The following is a 16794-nucleotide window of genomic DNA, read 5'->3' as shown; positions in this document are numbered from 1 at the left end:
AATACTCAATGAAAAGCCAAAGAGAAGTAGAAAGAGAGTATAATAAGCTCTTGCAGGACGTTGCCACAAAAGACTACTACAAGGTAGATTTAACCAACCGTGTGAACTGCTATTTGTGCAGCTGCGGTCAAATCACTAAGACAAAGGATCTGGACGCAGGCACTACGCCTATGTTCATAAAGTGCGAAACCTGCGGGAAGGATGCCCGTTCCACTTTTTACCAGGACATACGCCCTGATCAGGAGCCTACCTATGAGTGGTACCGGCCGGCTTTGAAAGAAGTGCTAAAGCTACGGTCCAAGGAAACGACACTTGATCACGTGCTAAGTGGTGGTTTGCTACTTCGGAAATGTAATCTTAGCCTGACAGTACCAAGGTGAACCTATAAATTAGTATAGCGCCCTGGTGTTGCTTCGGTGCTATGCTATTCTTTTCGGGAATTGGGATGTAGCTTAAAGTAAATAGTTATGGCGCTTCGTAGGTCACTGTACCTACGTAAATCATGGTGTCCCTACGTAGTCTTTGATAACTTATTTCCCTGGCCTCATTTGATTGAAAGGAAATTCCTACTTTAACCGATTTTTCATTAATTATGGAGATGCTTACACCGGTAAAGCCTACAAAAAGAGAAGTTAAATAACCTTCCAGAGCGTTTAGATCCTTAAAGTGTTCGGGGTTATATTCAATTATAGCCGACATAAATTTGGTATCTCTAACTGTTACTGGAAATGATCCAGTATTCACCCCTCTTGCATATAAGGATGATACCTGTGAGGCTAAATCATCAATCCTACTTAGAAGTATTGAATCAATGTCACCCGGATCTATAGAGTCTTTTATGATCTTCGTCTGGATTACCCGGTAAATTGGATTGTCTACCTCTTTATCTGCCATTGCCTCAATAACCGATCTCATTAATCTGGGCTTTAGGTCTTCCACCCCAAACATATCATTCTCATAGAACAGAGTCCTTTCGGTAAGAATATCAAAAGGAAGCTTTGTAGTGTTCTCGGCCAGCACGACTACAGGTAGACGAACCGCGTGTCTAACTGCTAACTCATACATTACATTAGGGTTTAGGTCGGTCAGATTCGCAATAACCAGATCATTGTTAAGTAGCCGCTCAATAACTTGATTGGTAATTGACCCGCTTTGATAGATGTGATGCGCCGCATAGGCTTCAAATCCAAGTTCGTTCAGAACAGGTTGTATAACGGCCAAAAACAATCCTTCTGCCTTTTTACGGGTTTCACTACCATCGGCCCCGATTGGGGTAACTATAAAGCAGGTTTTGCCACTGAATGGCTTTTGGGTATCTGTACTCATATTTTTACGGTATGGGTTATGTCCCGAAAAGTCTGAAAACTAGAGCAGTTTTCCAACTAAGTTCTTTTTGTACGCACTCCTGGTATAAACTAATTACCCATTTGTATTTAAAATGTATTATAGTTGCAGTCACAACTATACGACATGAAGCAACAGGTTTTAGACATCGCAAATCAGGCCATTGGGGAGCTAACGGCCCGGCTCGAAGCATGCCGCAAAGAGGATAAAGACCACTTTGTGCACGAGAACTACCAGTTGTACTTTGAAGGAGGAAAGGAGGCTATCGCTATCGTTGAAGCCTGGGCCGAGAAAAACGGTCTCGTTATGTCGTGTGGCGGGATGTTCGGCAACTACCCGCCCCACTGGATTGAGTTGGTTATTCCCTTTGCAAAGCGGCACAGCGTTGCAAAAAAGTCTTAATGGTTAAACGCAGATTGCACACATGAAAGATATAGCACAGAAAGAAGCTGAGAGTATCTACGCAAACATAACGGGCTATGCCAACTACTCCCAGATGAACGGGATTGAAAAGGAGTGGATTATTAAGTGTATTACGGAAGGATTAATTCAATCCAAAATCCACGCTCCATCTTCTGGGATAAAATGGATCCAAATCGACAAAGATAATTTACCCGAAGGGCTAGTATTGGCGGCGAACTTCACCCCTGACACCCAAAGCTACAAAGAGAAGATGATGGGTAGCTTACATGTTATGGATGGTGTGGTTTGTTGTGTGCACGATTATGATATGCTCTCTAACTGCACCCACTACATCGACATCCATAAGTTCGATGTACTAGAGGGGTAACCGAGCAGATGCAGAAAAAAAAATCAAAAATTATTTTCTGGAAAATCACCCCACTTTACCCTCGTTTTCTACCCTTAGATGAGGCTTTTTCTATTATATAGCAAAAGCCCACATTTATAGCAAAAAGCGCCTTACCGCCAGTGCTGTGGCCTTGACAAGACTTTTTGGAATGGGTAATTTAGTGGTGTAAATAAACCCCATGCTCCATGACAACATGTTTCCAGGTTGGAATTTGGCCTCCTCAACAAGTAAAACCCACTGCGATTTCCAGTGTAGATTTTCTTAGAGGTGGCTTCTTAAACATCAATTCAAATGGTGAATGTCTCACAGAGAGTGAAGCGATTGCCAAAGTAAAAGAGTTTAGTCATAAGTACCCTATTCTTACATTCTGTATAATAGAAGGCTAATACAAAAAGGAGGGAACCAAGCGGCTCCCTCCTTTACAACTACTCAATCGAACATACTTCACATTTTATATTGGTCGGTAGCGCACCTTACCTGCATCCCGGTAAGCTACCAGTACCTGACGGCGGTTTCTGGCTGAAAAGCTCACATGAACCCATTTGGGATTTCCCTGCTCATCGGGGAATTCACTGATTAGCTGATCGTACGGCAGTTGCAAGGCGATGATCCGGTCCAGTACCTCTTTATTCGTTACGCCATCAGCTTCGATATCCGCCGCCTCCCCTACCAGATGCTGGCTCTTTGCGGCTCCGCCAATGGCCCGGTTCAATCGGGCGCAGCGGTAACCTGACGTAATTCGTATAGGAACGTTTAGGTTTATACGCAGCGGTTCCAGGATATTTACACAGAGGGCGTTCAGATTCTGTACGATCTGGGGCGATGGCTCAAACTGCTCGGCAATGCCCTTGCGGGTCGCCTCCTGGCTAAACAGGAATTCAGACAGACGGAAGTGGGTGGTTAGATTCATAATTAGACTCCCTGATTGTTTTCTATCTGATCAATCCGGTCCATGGTTCGCTTTCCCAGAAAAGGGAAACCTACTACGCCCAGATTGCGATGAATGCTTTTAATCTCCCGCGCGATAAAGGCCAGTACGGTACTGAAGTAGATGGCCTTTTCCAGATTCAGCTCAATCCCCAAGCCTTCTATATTTACGCCCTGCAGGACAGAGAAGGGGCGTATTCCCATGATCTCTACCGAAATCAAAGCATTCAGGGTCACCAGCGCAATGAAATAGGAAATAAGCTTTGACGCCATTTTATCCCGAAAAGACTCACCCGTAGGTGGGGCGGTGGTTGGGTCGATTCTATGGAGGTGTTTGGCAGCTCTGAAACCAGCTAGTCCATCCATAACAATGAAGATACCCAGCCAGGGTAGCAGCGATGTATCCCCAAACAGATACGTTTTAAACAGGCTGCTCAGGATGCCAATGATACCCCACGCAATGGCCACGGTCTTATCAGTCATATAGCTGAAAATGTCCATCAGGTTCACAATGGACCCGATGAGAATATTGGAAATTGTTTTTCTGATCATGATGAGATGACGATGGCGGTTAGCATAGTGGCGCCGATCACCTTGACGGGATCGAGCCATTTATGACGATTAATTTTTTTCATCAGCTTACCGACTTCTTTCTTGTGGTGGTCCTCCATGAGATGGATCTGTGTATCCTTCATCCGGATGGCGTTTCTTAGTTCCTCTACCTCTTTACTTTGACTGTTATAGGCAGTCTGCAGGTATACGTGTGCCTCTTTCAGTTGCTGGTACCGTATCAGGCTATCCAGCAGGGAATTTTCATAGCGTATCCAGGCCGAATCTTGCCCTTTGAGCTGAGCGTAGGCTGTCCCGGTGCCGCTTATAAGCATCGTTATCCACAGCATGGCTATCATACAGATCTTTAGCCCGTAGGTATTTTTCATAGTAGAATTGGGTTGAGTCACGGTGCTCATTGGCTTTCTGGACGTAGATAAAGGCACTATCGGCAGCCTGCTTGATTGGATCAGGCTTGGGCTTACGGCAGTGCCTGACGAGAATGAACAGGGTCAGCAGCACAAAGACCAGGGAAAGGATAGCCGGGATGGGGCGGAGTTTGGTTGCGATTACGGTCATTGCTGTATAAGAGTTGCGTGAACACCATACCCTGATACCGTCCCCCCATATACTTTTGAGGGATTCCGCGGGTCCCTAAACTCGACCTTGTGACGTTGGTTGTCAGCGAACGGATTCAAATACATGAACATAATTTTGTCGTCCTTCCACCGTGCACGAAGGATACCCCGCTTCTCGTACCATGCCCCAATTACGTCACTGCCGTTGGCACTGGTCTTTACCCAGGCTCCACCGTCCACCCTGAACTCACAGTACGCGGTCTGTCCTCCGGCCACCTGCCCCGACGTGCGATTCCACAGCCATATACCGAAATGCGTAAAATCACCAATGTACTGATTCAGTGAGGCCCCTCCTTTAATACCGTCACGTACCTTGAAGTCGTAATACGGGAAGTCCTGGGTATACTGACTACTGCCCTTTGGAAGCCACCAGTCACCGCCTTTGTGCATGGGTTCGTAGAAGGTGATACCTTTCATATCCTCCCTTACGCGTCCATGCAATCCCCAATCTACATACACATCGCCATACTCCATGGCGAGGAATGACCAGGTGTAAAGTAGCGCCGGATCCTGAACGAGTTTGTCCTTTCGAAAAAAGGTACCGTCAGGGTATTCGTAACGACTGGTATAACCGGGATGCCACTCATGGTAGCCGAAAACGAACATACCGGTTTTCTTACCCATACGGGTATACAACTCCATAGCCTTTATCTTATCCAGAATACTCCGCGGCGTATCACCGGGTTCGTTGGAGTAGATCGCCTCGACGACGGTATTCGTTTCAGCCAGGTTGGTTTGATACATCGTCTGTTCCGGCCACTGGGCAGGAGGCAGAGCGTAGTACTTTTCGAGTTTTTCCCGACTGGCATAATTTAAACCGGGGGGACCACCCCGCGAAAAGTAGTTATGACACAGGATGTAGGGAATTCCGTCGCGTTGGTACTGTTCCTCGAACCGTTGTTTGAGCCGAGTATAAAATATTTTATAAAGCCGGTCGGACTCCCAAATGAAGTCGGATCCCTCCATGGTTTCCCCAATGAATACCCGACACCGGATATCCACACGGTTTGCCGCGTCAATAATTTCTTTTTCAGACCACGGCCAATGTTTCCACCACGCCAGATTCACACCGTCCACCCACCGATCCGGACCTTCGTAGTTCAGGTTAAATATTTCCCGGACCCTCGGGGCAGCATTGTATTCACGGTCACGGTACCTGGGGTCATTGCGAAACCTGGCTTCGCCTCCCTCGGCTTGCACCGTGAATTTGTCCCAGTGGGTCACCCCCGCCTGGAATAGGGTGTCTTGTGTCCAACGTGCGTTCGTTACCGTTTTGACGTATACTTTGCCCGAGGGCAATGTCATTTTCGGTAGTATGGTCGCGAATTGAGGAATCGCACTTTTGGCAGCGTTGTAGTTAGCCGGAATCGGATTGTAGAAATCGACCGGCGTTTGGGCTACCGTGACAATCTGTGTCAACAGTAGCCAAAGGACTAAGAACTTTCTCATGTTATCCGGTGATTACCCAACTGACAAAACCACCGGTTTCACCGTGACCAAAGTATTGGCCCGCGTTGTGATCAAACCACCCCTTTTCATTCGGGTTCAGGGTCCACCTGGCTAATGTGTCGAGTCCTTCTTTCACGATGACCAGTACGACCCTGCCCGGGTGGTCACCTCCCCACACGTAGTTTTTAAGTCGTTGCTTCGTCCTGATTTCCTGACCACCCACAAAGTACCGATATTCATAACCGGGACTCGGTTTCAAGGTACCCTGGTCCGTGATCAACCATACGTCGGCAGAGTCCCGAAACTGCAAATTGATTACATAGTCATAGCCCTGACTTAATATGTGCACTTTCTTTTTACCGGTCGGGCCATTAGGTGGATTGACAACATCAGGCCCCGTAGGACGGTCGGTACTACCCGTCTCCCACGGCTTAATCGTGACCGTCTGGGTAACCTTCCAGCCTCTTGCTACACTCTGTATCGTTATCTCCACCGCGCCAGTTGTCGGCAGGTTTTGGAGCCTATACGGCTGGAATAGCTCCTGCCTCTGATCCCTATAAGTCCATACATCGTTGCCCTTCCGGATCGTGACCGTATAAGGCTGAACGCCCGCATGGCGGGAGTAGAGGTCAAATTCCAGTTCATTACCTTTCTGAACGACGCTTATAATCCGAAAGTCATTATCAGGATCGTCAGCAGGCTTATCAGTTGTAGGCTTATCGGGTCGCTTGCCCTGCACCGAATCCAGATACGCCTTGACATACTTCTGGACGTACTCTTCGGTCGCCAGCTTGCCCGGCGGAATAATCGTTTGAGCGGATGCTACGGCACAGGATAGTAGCAAGGCCTGGAACAGGATAAATTTGAGTAGTAGTTTCATGGTTAAGTAAGGAAGTAGGGGCCGGTGGGTTGTTCCGGCCCCTGATTGATCAACAGATAGAAGCTAATAGCCTAATGGAGACGATTAGGCAGGGGTGTACGTCTTCATCTTAAAGCCAAAGACACCCGACACCGCATTCAGGATGTTTCCGGTATCCGAAGTGTGGTAGCCCAGCGGACGGATGAAGTTACCCGCCGAGATGGATGGCTTCCAGATCTTGGTGGTCAGATCGTTTGAATCCATTTTACGCTCTACGCGCAGATCCATCGCGAAAGGCAGCGACGAAGGAATGTTCTGCAAGCCCGGCTCGAGCTCATTGTACTGAGCAATGTTGAAGTAAGCCAGACCCAAAGAGGTATTGTCTGCCTCAAAGTCCTCTGCCTGCAGGTACGTGTACCGACGATCGTGAGCTGATACCTGCTCGAATGCCACCGCACCCGGATCGATGTAGATGGCCTGATCCTGTCCGTACTCGGTGTCAATGTCCTCGTCGTAGTAGAATACCCACGGCAGCTGATTGTACACCTTCGCAAAGTCCACCCCGTCGTTGTTGGCCGTCATGTAGCCCATTGAACGGTGCCACTGCATCCAGATAGAGCCGCCGATGAGAATACCCTTACCTCCGAACTTGTTCATGGTCTTGGTATTCATCAGGGCTTCACGCGGATTGATCAGAGGCAGAGTAGCTGCTCCTTTCACCTCGTAACCGTTCACCTCCACCAGCGGAGCGCCCGCTGTTGGCAGTACTACCGCCGGATAAGCCTTGTTCTTCCCGATGCGGGCAATGAGCTGCTGCAACACGTACTTGTTGTACGGACGGAACAGCCAGGGCTCCATATCCCGGTACATCTTATCGCCAATATTGGCCATAGCCGAGGCCAGGTTGGCATCCAGCGTCATCTTACCGCGGAGGTAGTCCTGAATGAACTGCTGGGCACGTGGCTCCAGTAGCTCCTTACGAACATCCTGCTTGAAGTGCTTTTCCACGTGGTAATCGTACTTCACGGTTACAGTAGTGGCTGCTGTGGCTTCCACTGGTGAGGCATCCACCCGGGTACGCTCGGTTAGCACGGTACCTCCTACTCCCTGGGGATGGTAGTTGACATCTACGTGCAGGATAGGAACCTGACGGGTTCCGATATTACGCCAGGCGCGGCTGGTGGGATCAGCCTGAATGGGGTTGATCGCCGAGCGAATCGAGTTGAAAGCCGGATCCTGAACAGCGGCTACGGCTCCCAAAGTCTGGAACTTGTAGTCGTTGTTGAACGTGTGGCGGATGGCCGCCATCATTACGCGGGCGGTGCCCAGGTTGACATTGTTTGTCATTGTCTTACCAAAATTAAAAGTTTACCTAACTTGTTTCCTGCGATTAACCCATCGCATCGGCCTGCCAGGCATCGGCCACACTGACCGACCTGGAACCGCCTCCGCTGCCACCTTTGCCTGGATCGAAGTGACTACCACCTCCGCCCCCGCCACCATCGGACTTACGTACGTAGTCCTTCGTGGCTTCCATGAGCAGATCGTCAATGGCGTAGTGTTTACCATCGACTACCAGTGGCGTGCCGTTCTCGTCGAGCAGATCAAAGCCGCCTTCTTCCGAGCGTTTCAGGTTTAGCTTTTTGGTCTTAGCCAGGTTCATCAACTTGGGGATCATCACTCCTCTGATAATTTCCTCCTTGTTATACTCACTGGCTATATCCTTCACCGAAGCCACCTTTGTAAAAAGAGCCTCATTCATCAGCTTGGACTCGTACCGCTCCGTGATTTCCTTCTCCTTGGCCTCAATAGCCTGCTTGCTGTTGGTTTCCAGTTCGCCGATCTTTTTGGTCAATTCGATAATCTTCTCGTTGGCGGCTTTGCCATCTTCCTGATTTCCTTCTTTCCTGGCTTTTTTGGCTTCAGCGTAGGCTTCGGCCAGGTCGTCGGCCAGTATACCTAGCTTGGCAATGCCCTGCGTGGATTTAATCTTATTGAACTTTTCCTCCCCGATGATTCCCTTCAGCACGTCGAACTTATCGCCCAATTTGGCATCCATTGCATTATAGATTTCGGCCCGACCTGCCTCCTTATGCTCGTTGGCGAACGCCGGAATATGGTTGGACAGCTTATCAAAAAGCGGGATCATGTCCTCCTCGTTTTCGATGGTTTCGAGTTTTGCAGTTTCCTCTTCGGAAAGCTTTAATCCGATTGCCTTAGCGGCCAGTTTAAATGATGCTACGATCTTTTTCATTGTCGATTGCTCCTCTCAGAGCCGTATTTGAATAAGTTATACAATTGCCCTAATGGGCCTTTTTGGATTATTAATGGTGTAAATAAGGTCGCTACTCTTCCAGCTTTACCAGCTCACCACCGTCGATAAAGCCGATCAGGCGGGCGTTGGTCAGGTGCATGGGCTGACCTTTGCGGGAGCCTTTGTCATGGCGGGGCAGCCCTTCCCAGTGCCCTTTTGTACAGGACGGCGTGAGCTTTTTGGTAACCACCTCCGACTCACCATCCACGGTTTTGGTATCCGGCCCATCACACTCATACACGACCGTAGCCGAGTACGGCAACTCCTCATAGCGCTCCCTGGCTGACTTCTGGGGAGTCTCCTGGGGGACTTCCGGAGCCTGCACAGGTGGATTGCTTTCTGAGGCATTGGCGGCACTGGCCGCTGCACCCTCCCCCAGGCTTTGAATCGTCGCTTCTTTTTTTTCGGGATCAGAAGGCGCCACTGCGGCCGGCTTCACTTCATTGGCTTTGCTTTCGTCTGTTCGTGCCATTGGAATTTAGATTTAGTTAAGATGTAACAGGTATTGTTTTATCAGGTAATCGTACATACTCTTCGTGATCGGCAGCAGGCGATGGCGGCAGTTATAGCCCCCCACGTACCAGAATATACTCTGGGCGGTTGTGCCGGGAATCTTCCCCTGCCACCTCTCATTCGCCCAGCTCTCTACTTCCTCCTGCTTCCAGGCCCGGCCCAACCGGCTGGAGCAAAAATTCCTTGTGGTCTTAATGCGGGTACCCATGTAGTAGTAGTACTGGGTACCTACCGTCTCCCCCACATTCAGGGTATAGCTCCGGCTGAACTGGTACAGCGCATCCGAGGCGTAGGTCGAAATGTTCCGGGTACTGAGTCCTTCCTTCAGCAGCAGTTCTTTCAGGGAGCGTCTGAACTCCGCTTTTGTACTGCGCGTCAGAATATGCTGCTGCAGGGCCTGCTCAATGGGCGTTACGTACGTGGCCTCTATGCCTGATCCCAGCAGGGTACTGCGTACACTCTGGGCGGCCAGCCGAATCTCCTCCATCATCCGTCTGGACTCTCCTACCGAATCCGGGAACACCCGTCCGAAATAGCGGTCCAGTACTTCCAGTGACAGGTCCAGCTTTCCCATCAGCCCATCCACCATTGTCGCGTAGCCCGAAGCGGCCAGAATAACCGGAATCTCCGTCCGGATACTGGTCAGCAGCATGAGATTGTTCATCAGCGGGGCCGCTACGTCCATCAGATCCACATAGCCGTAGAGCCTTTCCAGCAGGGACTGATTCAAGCGGGCAAGCTGCTCGGTCCATTCAGACAGAAACGCTTCCAGCTCCTCATCCAGCTCCTCTATGTCCTCGAATTCATCCATCAGAGCTGTTTGTTATTCTTGATGTCCACCGGGGCGTTCAGTACCATATCCGGCATCAACGTATCCGGGATGCTATTGGCAAGCTCGTCGGTCAATTCCCAGAGAACTTTAGCCACCTGATCAATGGGCAGGTCCAGAAAGTTCTCATTCTTCACCAGGGCTTTATTGACATTTCGGTCGAAGTACATGCTGAACATATACTCCCTCACCAACAGCTTGTACTCGGGACTTCCCAGCTTGGCGATACGTGGCAAAAAGGCAAAGGCATACATCTTGGCCTCATTGGTCAGGCTCAGGAAAGGATCAAGCTGCGTACGCAACTGATACCGCTTGTAGTAGTCGGAGTCTTTACTCGTATTATCCTCCAGTACCTTTTTTTCAAGCAAAAGAACCGTTTCTGTCGCATAGCCATTCTTCTTGGCATCGTTGAGCATCGACCGGGTTTCCTCGGCGTTGCTCAGGTCGAACCGGATCGGCATTACCACCGAAGGAATACCGTTATCGGCTTCTTTGAGCAGCATCCAGCGGGCGCCCATCTCGTATTGCCATTGCAGTAGCCCGCACAGGTGGGAAGAGTGCTTCACCAGCATGCGGTACATTTCCTCCCGGTCCTTAGACTTGGCAACGCCTGACTGTACTTCGGGTGTCTGCAGTGCAAAGAGCATCTTCATACCGGCGTACACCTTCTTTTCCAGCCGTTCGTACTCCTTAACCAGCTCCTGCAGGGATTCAATGGGACGGGGAATGAAACCGCCCGGTACCTGCGGCAGGCTCACACTTCCCTGCTCGGGCGTGTAGCCCATTTTCTTGGCCATGGAAAAGATCAGCACGTCCAATCCGGAATTGTTCAGATCATGGCCGGTACCCTTACAGTCCGGGCACTGTACCTTTACATTAGGTAGCAACCGTCCCTCCTCATCCCGCTGCGGAATATCACCGTCCTTACACTCTTTGTTCGAGCACTTATTCAAGGCTACCCGCCATTCCTGGGCGTGGATGTGGTGGATGATCTCCACCTGAATATCGTTGTAGCGGGCCTGGGCATCTTTGATGTGCGGATACACCCGCTGGAACAGCGTGTTGTACAGCTCATTGCCGTAGGCATCGCGCTTTTTAAGCTTCTTGCCTACCTTACGGGCGGGCAGGGTGCCGCATTGGTGACGCAGCGGACTGAAAACCTGCTGGGTCTGTTGATTATCTACTAGTACCTCACGAAGGCCCCATACCTTCCAGACTCTACGCCCATCCACACTTACCTCCTCGGCGACCGTAAAGCTCTCGTGATCCATGAAGTACAGGATACGCCCATCCCGGATGGAGTGGTTGCCCGACTGTATCAGATTCTTGCGCTCACTTTCCAGTACAGCAAACTTGTCCCGCTCAAATCGCAATACGTTGGCCGAGGGAATGATTTCCTTAACCGGCTGATAGCGCTCCACCTCAGATTTGGGCTGCACGACCGGCAGGACGACGAGGACCGCGTTAGGGTCCTGTATGTAGGCATCCTTAACATTCTCAAAGAAGAACTCCTCCCAGGTACTGGCCCCTCTCGGCTCCATGTAGCTTTTCAGCAGTTCCGCCTCCTCATTCTCCGCCCAGATTATGGCGTAGTCATCCGCCTCCCGGATGTAGTCCAGTGCATCTTCGATATCATCCAGAAGCGTCAAAAACGGATTCTTATAAATATCCGCGCGGTACTGCTTAAACCGCGGCTTTTCGTTCGGACGGTTCTTATCCAGGTAGTCCGGATACGTTTCTCCAAATACCTTATCAAATTCCTCTTTGATCTCGATGGCCTTGGTCTGAAAAGGGCACATCAGATCATCCGAATTTGTGACATTCTTCGAACGGCTCAAAAAGGGCTGTATATGGAGCTTAAAACTTAGCATGTCAGATAGAGGAATAACGGGAGCAGGCTGGTGGGTAAAGCCTGCTCCCTGAACTGGATATGGTTTAGGCGGTAGCCACTACGGTGAAGCAGTGGCTCCCCCAGATACCTACCTCATTTTCGTAGGCGACGGTAAACTTGTGGGTACCGGCTGGCAGAACGGTGATGCTAACCGCTCCCGTAGCCGCGTCCACGGTTCCGGTGATCGTAGCGGGCAGGGCATCGTTGCAGTTGTAGTACAGGCTGTACGCCCCACAACCACCAGCAGCTTCCTTGATGGCGCGGGTAATGCCAATGGCGCCAGCGGCGGTACGGTTGTACTTCTTACATTCTCCCTCACAGCCTGCAACCAGCGTAAGGTTGGTAAGACCAGTGGCATCAGCGAACGTGTACTTTAAAGAAGAGGCATCCAGATCCGCCAGGTTCACGCCCTGGAATGGCTCCAGTTCTCCGCGTAGGCCCGTCCAGACCACGGCGAAAGAACCTTCAATGGACTTCTGGATATCGTCCTCGATCACGTGGCCGATCTCTTTAAAAATAGGCTGATGCTCATTGGCCCGGAGAATCTGCACCGTCGCATCAGTGAACATGAATACATCCCGTCCCCTTGAATTCTCCCGCAGGTCGTTGAAGAATTTAATATTCAGGAAGAAGTGCTCAAAATCGAATTCTGCCTTTTCGTTTACCTCACCGGTCGGCTTGGTTTCTACCTGGGTACCACGAGCCTTGGACGTCATTACCTCAGTAGGCTTACCCTTACGGCCTGAAATGGTCGGATTGCCGAAGAAATGAGCGGCCCCCTTAAAGGCCATATCACGCAGCACCTTCGCTACGTTCTTGGCATCTACCGTGACAGCACTACCTCCACCCGAATACGTGTAGGAGTCCCCGAATTTTACCGCATCCGGATCGGTAAATACCAGTGCCACAAACCGGCTCCGTGCATTTTTGTTGTTGACGTTGCTTCGCAGAATGCGGGTTTCACTACCGGTACACCCCAGAATGTCTTTGATATTCGACATGGTTGTTAAGAATTAATTGGTTGAACATAAGTACGGATGCGGTACGTAGCGGGCAGCTTATAGCCACGCACGACCGTAAGGGGGGACTGCAGGGCAGCCTTCGCCCAGAAGGTTTCGTTGAGCTCCACGACGAGTTCCGAATCTGCCTGGGGAGTAGGCTCTACCGCAAAGGACAGCGAATCACCGTTGAAGGCTCCCGTAAACCGAATGGGCTCAATGGCCTCGGTAGTGACAGCTTCGGCAGTGATTGCTTCGGCAGGACTGGATTCCTCCCGGCTAATTTCCTCCTGTATCTCCTCGGCGGGCAGAAGCCATTCTGATTTCTTTTTCATCTTATCGGTATTAATAATATATCTAATCAAAGCTTGATATCGAAAGCCTTCTGATCGGCCGTGTTGGACTTGATGCGAACCCGGGCTGTGAAATCACCCGTAGAGGGCAGTAGCAGGATGCGCGCCCAGAAGTTGGTTTTATACTGATGCCCCGTCACCCACGAACCATTATGCTCCCCTACCGGAATATTGGAAAACTGTGACACTCCGTCCACCGAGAATTCAACCTCCTGCGTAGCGTAGGTAGAAAGCACGACTACCGGACCATCCGGGGCTGTGGGTTGTGGATCAAACCACAGCAGCTTGATGCTGGAATTCACCGGAGCCGGAGCGGACAACAGCGCAATTTCAAATTCTACTTCCTTGGCATTCTCCGAATCTTCGGCATCCATCACCAGTACCTTAAAGGTACCATTGGCGGTATAGCTCTTGGAGTTAGTATTACCAGCCGTAGCCCCGTCAAAGCTGTACAGGGCACCACCTGGTGCATGCTGTACTTCTTTTACCACGACGATAGCCGTAGGGACAGTAGCAATGACTGTATTCTGAATCTCAACCACAAAGGACAGGCACTCCTGATGCAAGGCGGCTTCGATATCAGATTCATAGGCTTGTGCTCGGTTATAGCAGGCATCCGGTTCGTAGGTACTGGCAATGGGTGCTCCTCCATCACTGAGATAATCGGCATAAGGGACACCATCCACCATGTCAGGTACTTTCCAACCGGTCCGCTGCGCATGGCTGGCTACGACGTTGACCGCCCCATAGGTCTTTTCACCGTAATCACCCAGATAGGCAATCAGACGCTGACCTTCCTCCAACGGTGTACTTAGCGAGATGATAGCCTTACCGGAAAGGATGGGTTGTTGACCCAGTTCCGCTTTGGTTATATCATCGTAGAGCAGGGTCAGGGTACCATCGGCCACATCAGCCCGGATGACTACCTCCTGACTCTCGTCGTAGAACCCGCTTTCTATAATGGCAAGCATATTTTTTAAAATTTTCATTAAAATCTATTATTACACACCGCAATGGTGGGCAGGCTCATTGATCAGATTACAGGATTAACCGTCAGCCTCAATAGCTCATCTGGATACCCAGAAGTACCGGATGTTACCACAAATTCAAATAGTTCGCCTTCTGCCACAAACTGAGCACCTATATTACTAGGAATAGAGGCCAGCGAACCGCTTGCGGCATTAGCAGCAATGGTAATTGTACCGAGTGACGTTCCCCGTCCGGTAGGATATACGTACCTGTACACCTCTAAGGTGATAGCCGAAGGAACCTGTACCGTAGGGGCTGCTGTGATTGAGGCAATACCTGTTGAATAAGCAGTAGGTAGCACTACCCGTCCTTTGGCCCCGGTTAACATTTCACATACACCACGCCCCGGACGCTCCACTTCAAACCCTGCCGGATCGGGCGTGTTATCATCCACATACAATAACACTTCGGCTCCTATGTAAGAAGCGTACTCTCCCGTTTTAGTTATACGCAATACACGGTTGGCCGCTGTTCCATTCATAAAGAATGTGGCACCCGAAAGAGAAAGAGGTGCTTGAATGTTTCCACCTATTTCCAGAACCAGCTTACGGTAATTATCAATACCCATGTTCTTCAGGTAGCGGCTTGTGCCCCGCCCTCCATCATTATTGAAGGTTATATCTAGGAAGCCGCTATTCCCATTCGTGACAGTGCCTCTAAAATACTTACGAGGATTTGCCGCTGTGATACGCCCCATCAGATAGGGGCTGGATGGTAGTTTGGTCCGGATTGTATTTACCCGATCCACATAGATCCGGCAACGCCCCGTAGTTCCCTGCATTACTGCCGGTGGTATTACATTAAGCAATCGTGTGACCGAAGCCGAATGAACATTGGCGGTATAGTTGGCTGGGAGGCTGTAAGCTACCACCCCAATCACTTCTACATATGCTCTCACACCGTTAGGCACAAGCTGATTCCATTGTGCCTGTGATACACCCAGATCAATATGGCCTACCCCGCTCGATACTAGATTGGCATCTAATACCTGCTCATAATATTGGTTATCATTGTAGTATCCCGAATAGTAATCCGCAGCATTTCCCCCTCTGGCACTGGCAGTTTTTTCTGCATTGTATCTCCGTGATACTTCTCCCTTAGCATAAGGGTTTAGCAGCAAGGCAAATTCTGTCAACATCGATACCTGACCATCTGTATTTGGGTGTACCATATCCCCCAATAAGGGCAGCTCGGTAGTTGCCAGCTTAGTTGTATCGGATACACCGAAAACTTTCTCCCAGGTATCAAACAATATAGTTCTGGACAAAGCTCGATAGGCTATTAAGTACCCATTTCTAAGGCCCTGGTTCCATTTTTCGACCAGCGCCTGATCAGCCGCAAGGTCTTGCCCGAATGTTGGGTACTGAGTGCTGGATGGATAAGTTCCGGTCCAGGGCCGGGCCGTCATGGGATTGGGTATTCTGAAAATAATAATAGCTTCAGGATTGGCCACACGAATACGAGTAACTGCTTGTATTAGACGTTCCGCAATGTAATCTGAAATTTCTGCCTGTGACAGATTGCCGACAGCAGCATTAAGGATGCAGTCATTTATGCCATAACAAAGCATCCATATATTGCCTTCTACCTTCAGGGCATCGGCCAGTGGTACGGCACCGACTGGCTTTTTTAGATTATAATCCCAGGTAGAAGAGCCTTCGCTGGGGCCTACAAATGCAGGGTTGCCTGCATTATTTAGAAATCCGTTCAGGGTAAAACCACTTCCTCCCAGGTTAACAATACCTTTGATATCAGCGAAAGGCATTCCAGGCTTACGCAGCCCGGTGCTTAATGCTATCATGTTTGCACTCCCCCCTTGCTCAACCGTACTATCACCACACATTTTTATTACCTCATTCTTTAGATTTATTTTTTGCGGAGTCTCGGTGGGGGTGGAGATAGCTACCTGAGCGGCCTCAACCAATACCTTTTTGGCATAGTCTATAGTATCATCTAGACTTTGCTTTACCCAGTCTACCTCTTCAGTCAGCACCTCCCGAACTCCGGAGGCTAAAATCCGCTTGCTGTTATTGGTAGGCAGCTTGGCAATAATGCTTTGCTTTATGGTCGTGTCGTTAATCTCCGGAGCGGACATAAATAGTGGCTATGGTTATATCGTCGTATCGTGGGAATAGTCGTTTTTGTATACACCGTAGGGTGGTATTTTTACCGTCTCGCATATGCAAATACGTATTGAGAATCTGTCCAATCAGTCGTAGTTACTGTCAGAAAAGGCACCAGCAACGATATTAACCAGATTCCACCTTTACTTAATAGTGAGTTCGTTTTA

General features: G+C 49.8%; 19 protein-coding genes. 3 read left to right on the top strand and 16 right to left on the bottom strand.

Features of this window, described 5'->3' with window-relative positions; all coding sequences use genetic code 11:
• The first annotated feature begins 8 nt into the window (after positions 1-8).
• Entirely contained in the window at positions 9-380 is a 372-nt protein-coding gene (locus JUB14_RS14650; protein ID WP_207507042.1) for a hypothetical protein, read from the top strand.
• Positions 381-465: 85 nt separating this feature from the next.
• Here JUB14_RS14650 and JUB14_RS14645 read toward each other — a convergent pair whose 3' ends face one another.
• On the bottom strand, positions 466-1326 hold the full coding sequence (locus JUB14_RS14645; protein WP_207507041.1) for a hypothetical protein: 861 nt from the start codon (positions 1324-1326) through the stop codon (positions 466-468).
• 144 nt (positions 1327-1470) lie between these two features.
• On the opposite strand from JUB14_RS14645, the gene JUB14_RS14640 reads away from it, so the two are divergent.
• Together JUB14_RS14640 and JUB14_RS14635 are read left to right on the top strand one after the other, a co-directional pair.
• The gene (locus JUB14_RS14640; RefSeq protein WP_207507040.1) at positions 1471-1746 is read left to right on the top strand and encodes a hypothetical protein; all 276 of its coding nucleotides are present in this window, start codon (positions 1471-1473) and stop codon (positions 1744-1746) included.
• A 22-nt stretch (positions 1747-1768) separates the two neighbouring features.
• Entirely contained in the window at positions 1769-2134 is a 366-nt protein-coding gene (locus tag JUB14_RS14635) for a hypothetical protein (RefSeq protein ID WP_207507039.1), read from the top strand.
• Between the two features lie 472 nt (positions 2135-2606).
• Here JUB14_RS14635 and JUB14_RS14630 read toward each other — a convergent pair whose 3' ends face one another.
• From JUB14_RS14630 to JUB14_RS14560, 15 genes are all read right to left on the bottom strand, one after another.
• Positions 2607-3065: a D-Ala-D-Ala carboxypeptidase family metallohydrolase gene (locus JUB14_RS14630; RefSeq protein WP_207507038.1), complete on the bottom strand. Its 459-nt coding sequence runs from the start codon at positions 3063-3065 to the stop codon at positions 2607-2609.
• A 2-nt stretch (positions 3066-3067) separates the two neighbouring features.
• On the bottom strand, positions 3068-3634 hold the full coding sequence (locus JUB14_RS14625) for a phage holin family protein (protein WP_207507037.1): 567 nt from the start codon (positions 3632-3634) through the stop codon (positions 3068-3070).
• Positions 3631-3981: a hypothetical protein gene (locus JUB14_RS14620; RefSeq protein WP_207507036.1), complete on the bottom strand. Its 351-nt coding sequence runs from the start codon at positions 3979-3981 to the stop codon at positions 3631-3633. Before JUB14_RS14620 ends, JUB14_RS14625 begins: the two co-directional genes overlap by 4 nt.
• On the bottom strand, positions 3896-4210 hold the full coding sequence (locus JUB14_RS14615; protein ID WP_207507035.1) for a hypothetical protein: 315 nt from the start codon (positions 4208-4210) through the stop codon (positions 3896-3898). The genes JUB14_RS14620 and JUB14_RS14615 overlap by 86 nt, the downstream gene beginning before the upstream one ends.
• On the bottom strand, positions 4207-5718 hold the full coding sequence (locus JUB14_RS14610) for a hypothetical protein (protein ID WP_207507034.1): 1512 nt from the start codon (positions 5716-5718) through the stop codon (positions 4207-4209). The genes JUB14_RS14615 and JUB14_RS14610 overlap by 4 nt, the downstream gene beginning before the upstream one ends.
• A 1-nt stretch (position 5719) precedes the next feature.
• Positions 5720-6598, bottom strand: coding sequence for a hypothetical protein (locus tag JUB14_RS14605; RefSeq protein ID WP_207507033.1), 879 nt, complete (start codon positions 6596-6598; stop codon positions 5720-5722).
• 84 nt (positions 6599-6682) lie between these two features.
• Positions 6683-7924 carry a hypothetical protein gene (locus JUB14_RS14600; protein ID WP_207507032.1) on the bottom strand — a complete coding sequence of 414 codons (1242 nt, stop codon included), beginning with the start codon at positions 7922-7924 and terminating at the stop codon, positions 6683-6685.
• 43 nt (positions 7925-7967) lie between these two features.
• Positions 7968-8831, bottom strand: coding sequence for a hypothetical protein (locus JUB14_RS14595; protein ID WP_207507031.1), 864 nt, complete (start codon positions 8829-8831; stop codon positions 7968-7970).
• Between the two features lie 91 nt (positions 8832-8922).
• Positions 8923-9363 (bottom strand): hypothetical protein, encoded by a 441-nt coding sequence (locus tag JUB14_RS14590; protein ID WP_207507030.1) that lies wholly within the window; start codon positions 9361-9363, stop codon positions 8923-8925.
• A gap of 12 nt (positions 9364-9375) precedes the next feature.
• The gene (locus tag JUB14_RS14585) at positions 9376-10215 is read right to left on the bottom strand and encodes a hypothetical protein (RefSeq protein ID WP_207507029.1); all 840 of its coding nucleotides are present in this window, start codon (positions 10213-10215) and stop codon (positions 9376-9378) included.
• Positions 10215-12104 (bottom strand): hypothetical protein, encoded by a 1890-nt coding sequence (locus JUB14_RS14580; RefSeq protein WP_207507028.1) that lies wholly within the window; start codon positions 12102-12104, stop codon positions 10215-10217. Before JUB14_RS14580 ends, JUB14_RS14585 begins: the two co-directional genes overlap by 1 nt.
• 64 nt (positions 12105-12168) lie before the next feature.
• Positions 12169-13125: a hypothetical protein gene (locus tag JUB14_RS14575; protein WP_207507027.1), complete on the bottom strand. Its 957-nt coding sequence runs from the start codon at positions 13123-13125 to the stop codon at positions 12169-12171.
• Positions 13126-13130: 5 nt separating this feature from the next.
• The gene (locus JUB14_RS14570) at positions 13131-13457 is read right to left on the bottom strand and encodes a hypothetical protein (RefSeq protein ID WP_207507026.1); all 327 of its coding nucleotides are present in this window, start codon (positions 13455-13457) and stop codon (positions 13131-13133) included.
• 26 nt (positions 13458-13483) lie between these two features.
• The gene (locus tag JUB14_RS14565; RefSeq protein WP_207507025.1) at positions 13484-14446 is read right to left on the bottom strand and encodes a hypothetical protein; all 963 of its coding nucleotides are present in this window, start codon (positions 14444-14446) and stop codon (positions 13484-13486) included.
• Between the two features lie 62 nt (positions 14447-14508).
• A complete protein-coding gene (locus tag JUB14_RS14560; RefSeq protein ID WP_207507024.1) occupies positions 14509-16599 on the bottom strand; it encodes an SGNH/GDSL hydrolase family protein in 2091 nt (696 codons plus the stop codon).
• Positions 16600-16794: the final 195 nt, after the last annotated feature.

Origin of the sequence: Telluribacter humicola, from assembly GCF_017355935.1 — a bacterium.
GTDB lineage: Bacteria > Bacteroidota > Bacteroidia > Cytophagales > Spirosomataceae > Telluribacter > Telluribacter humicola.
Note: the sequence above shows the minus strand (reverse complement) of the source record. Positions and strands in the feature narration are given on the sequence as shown.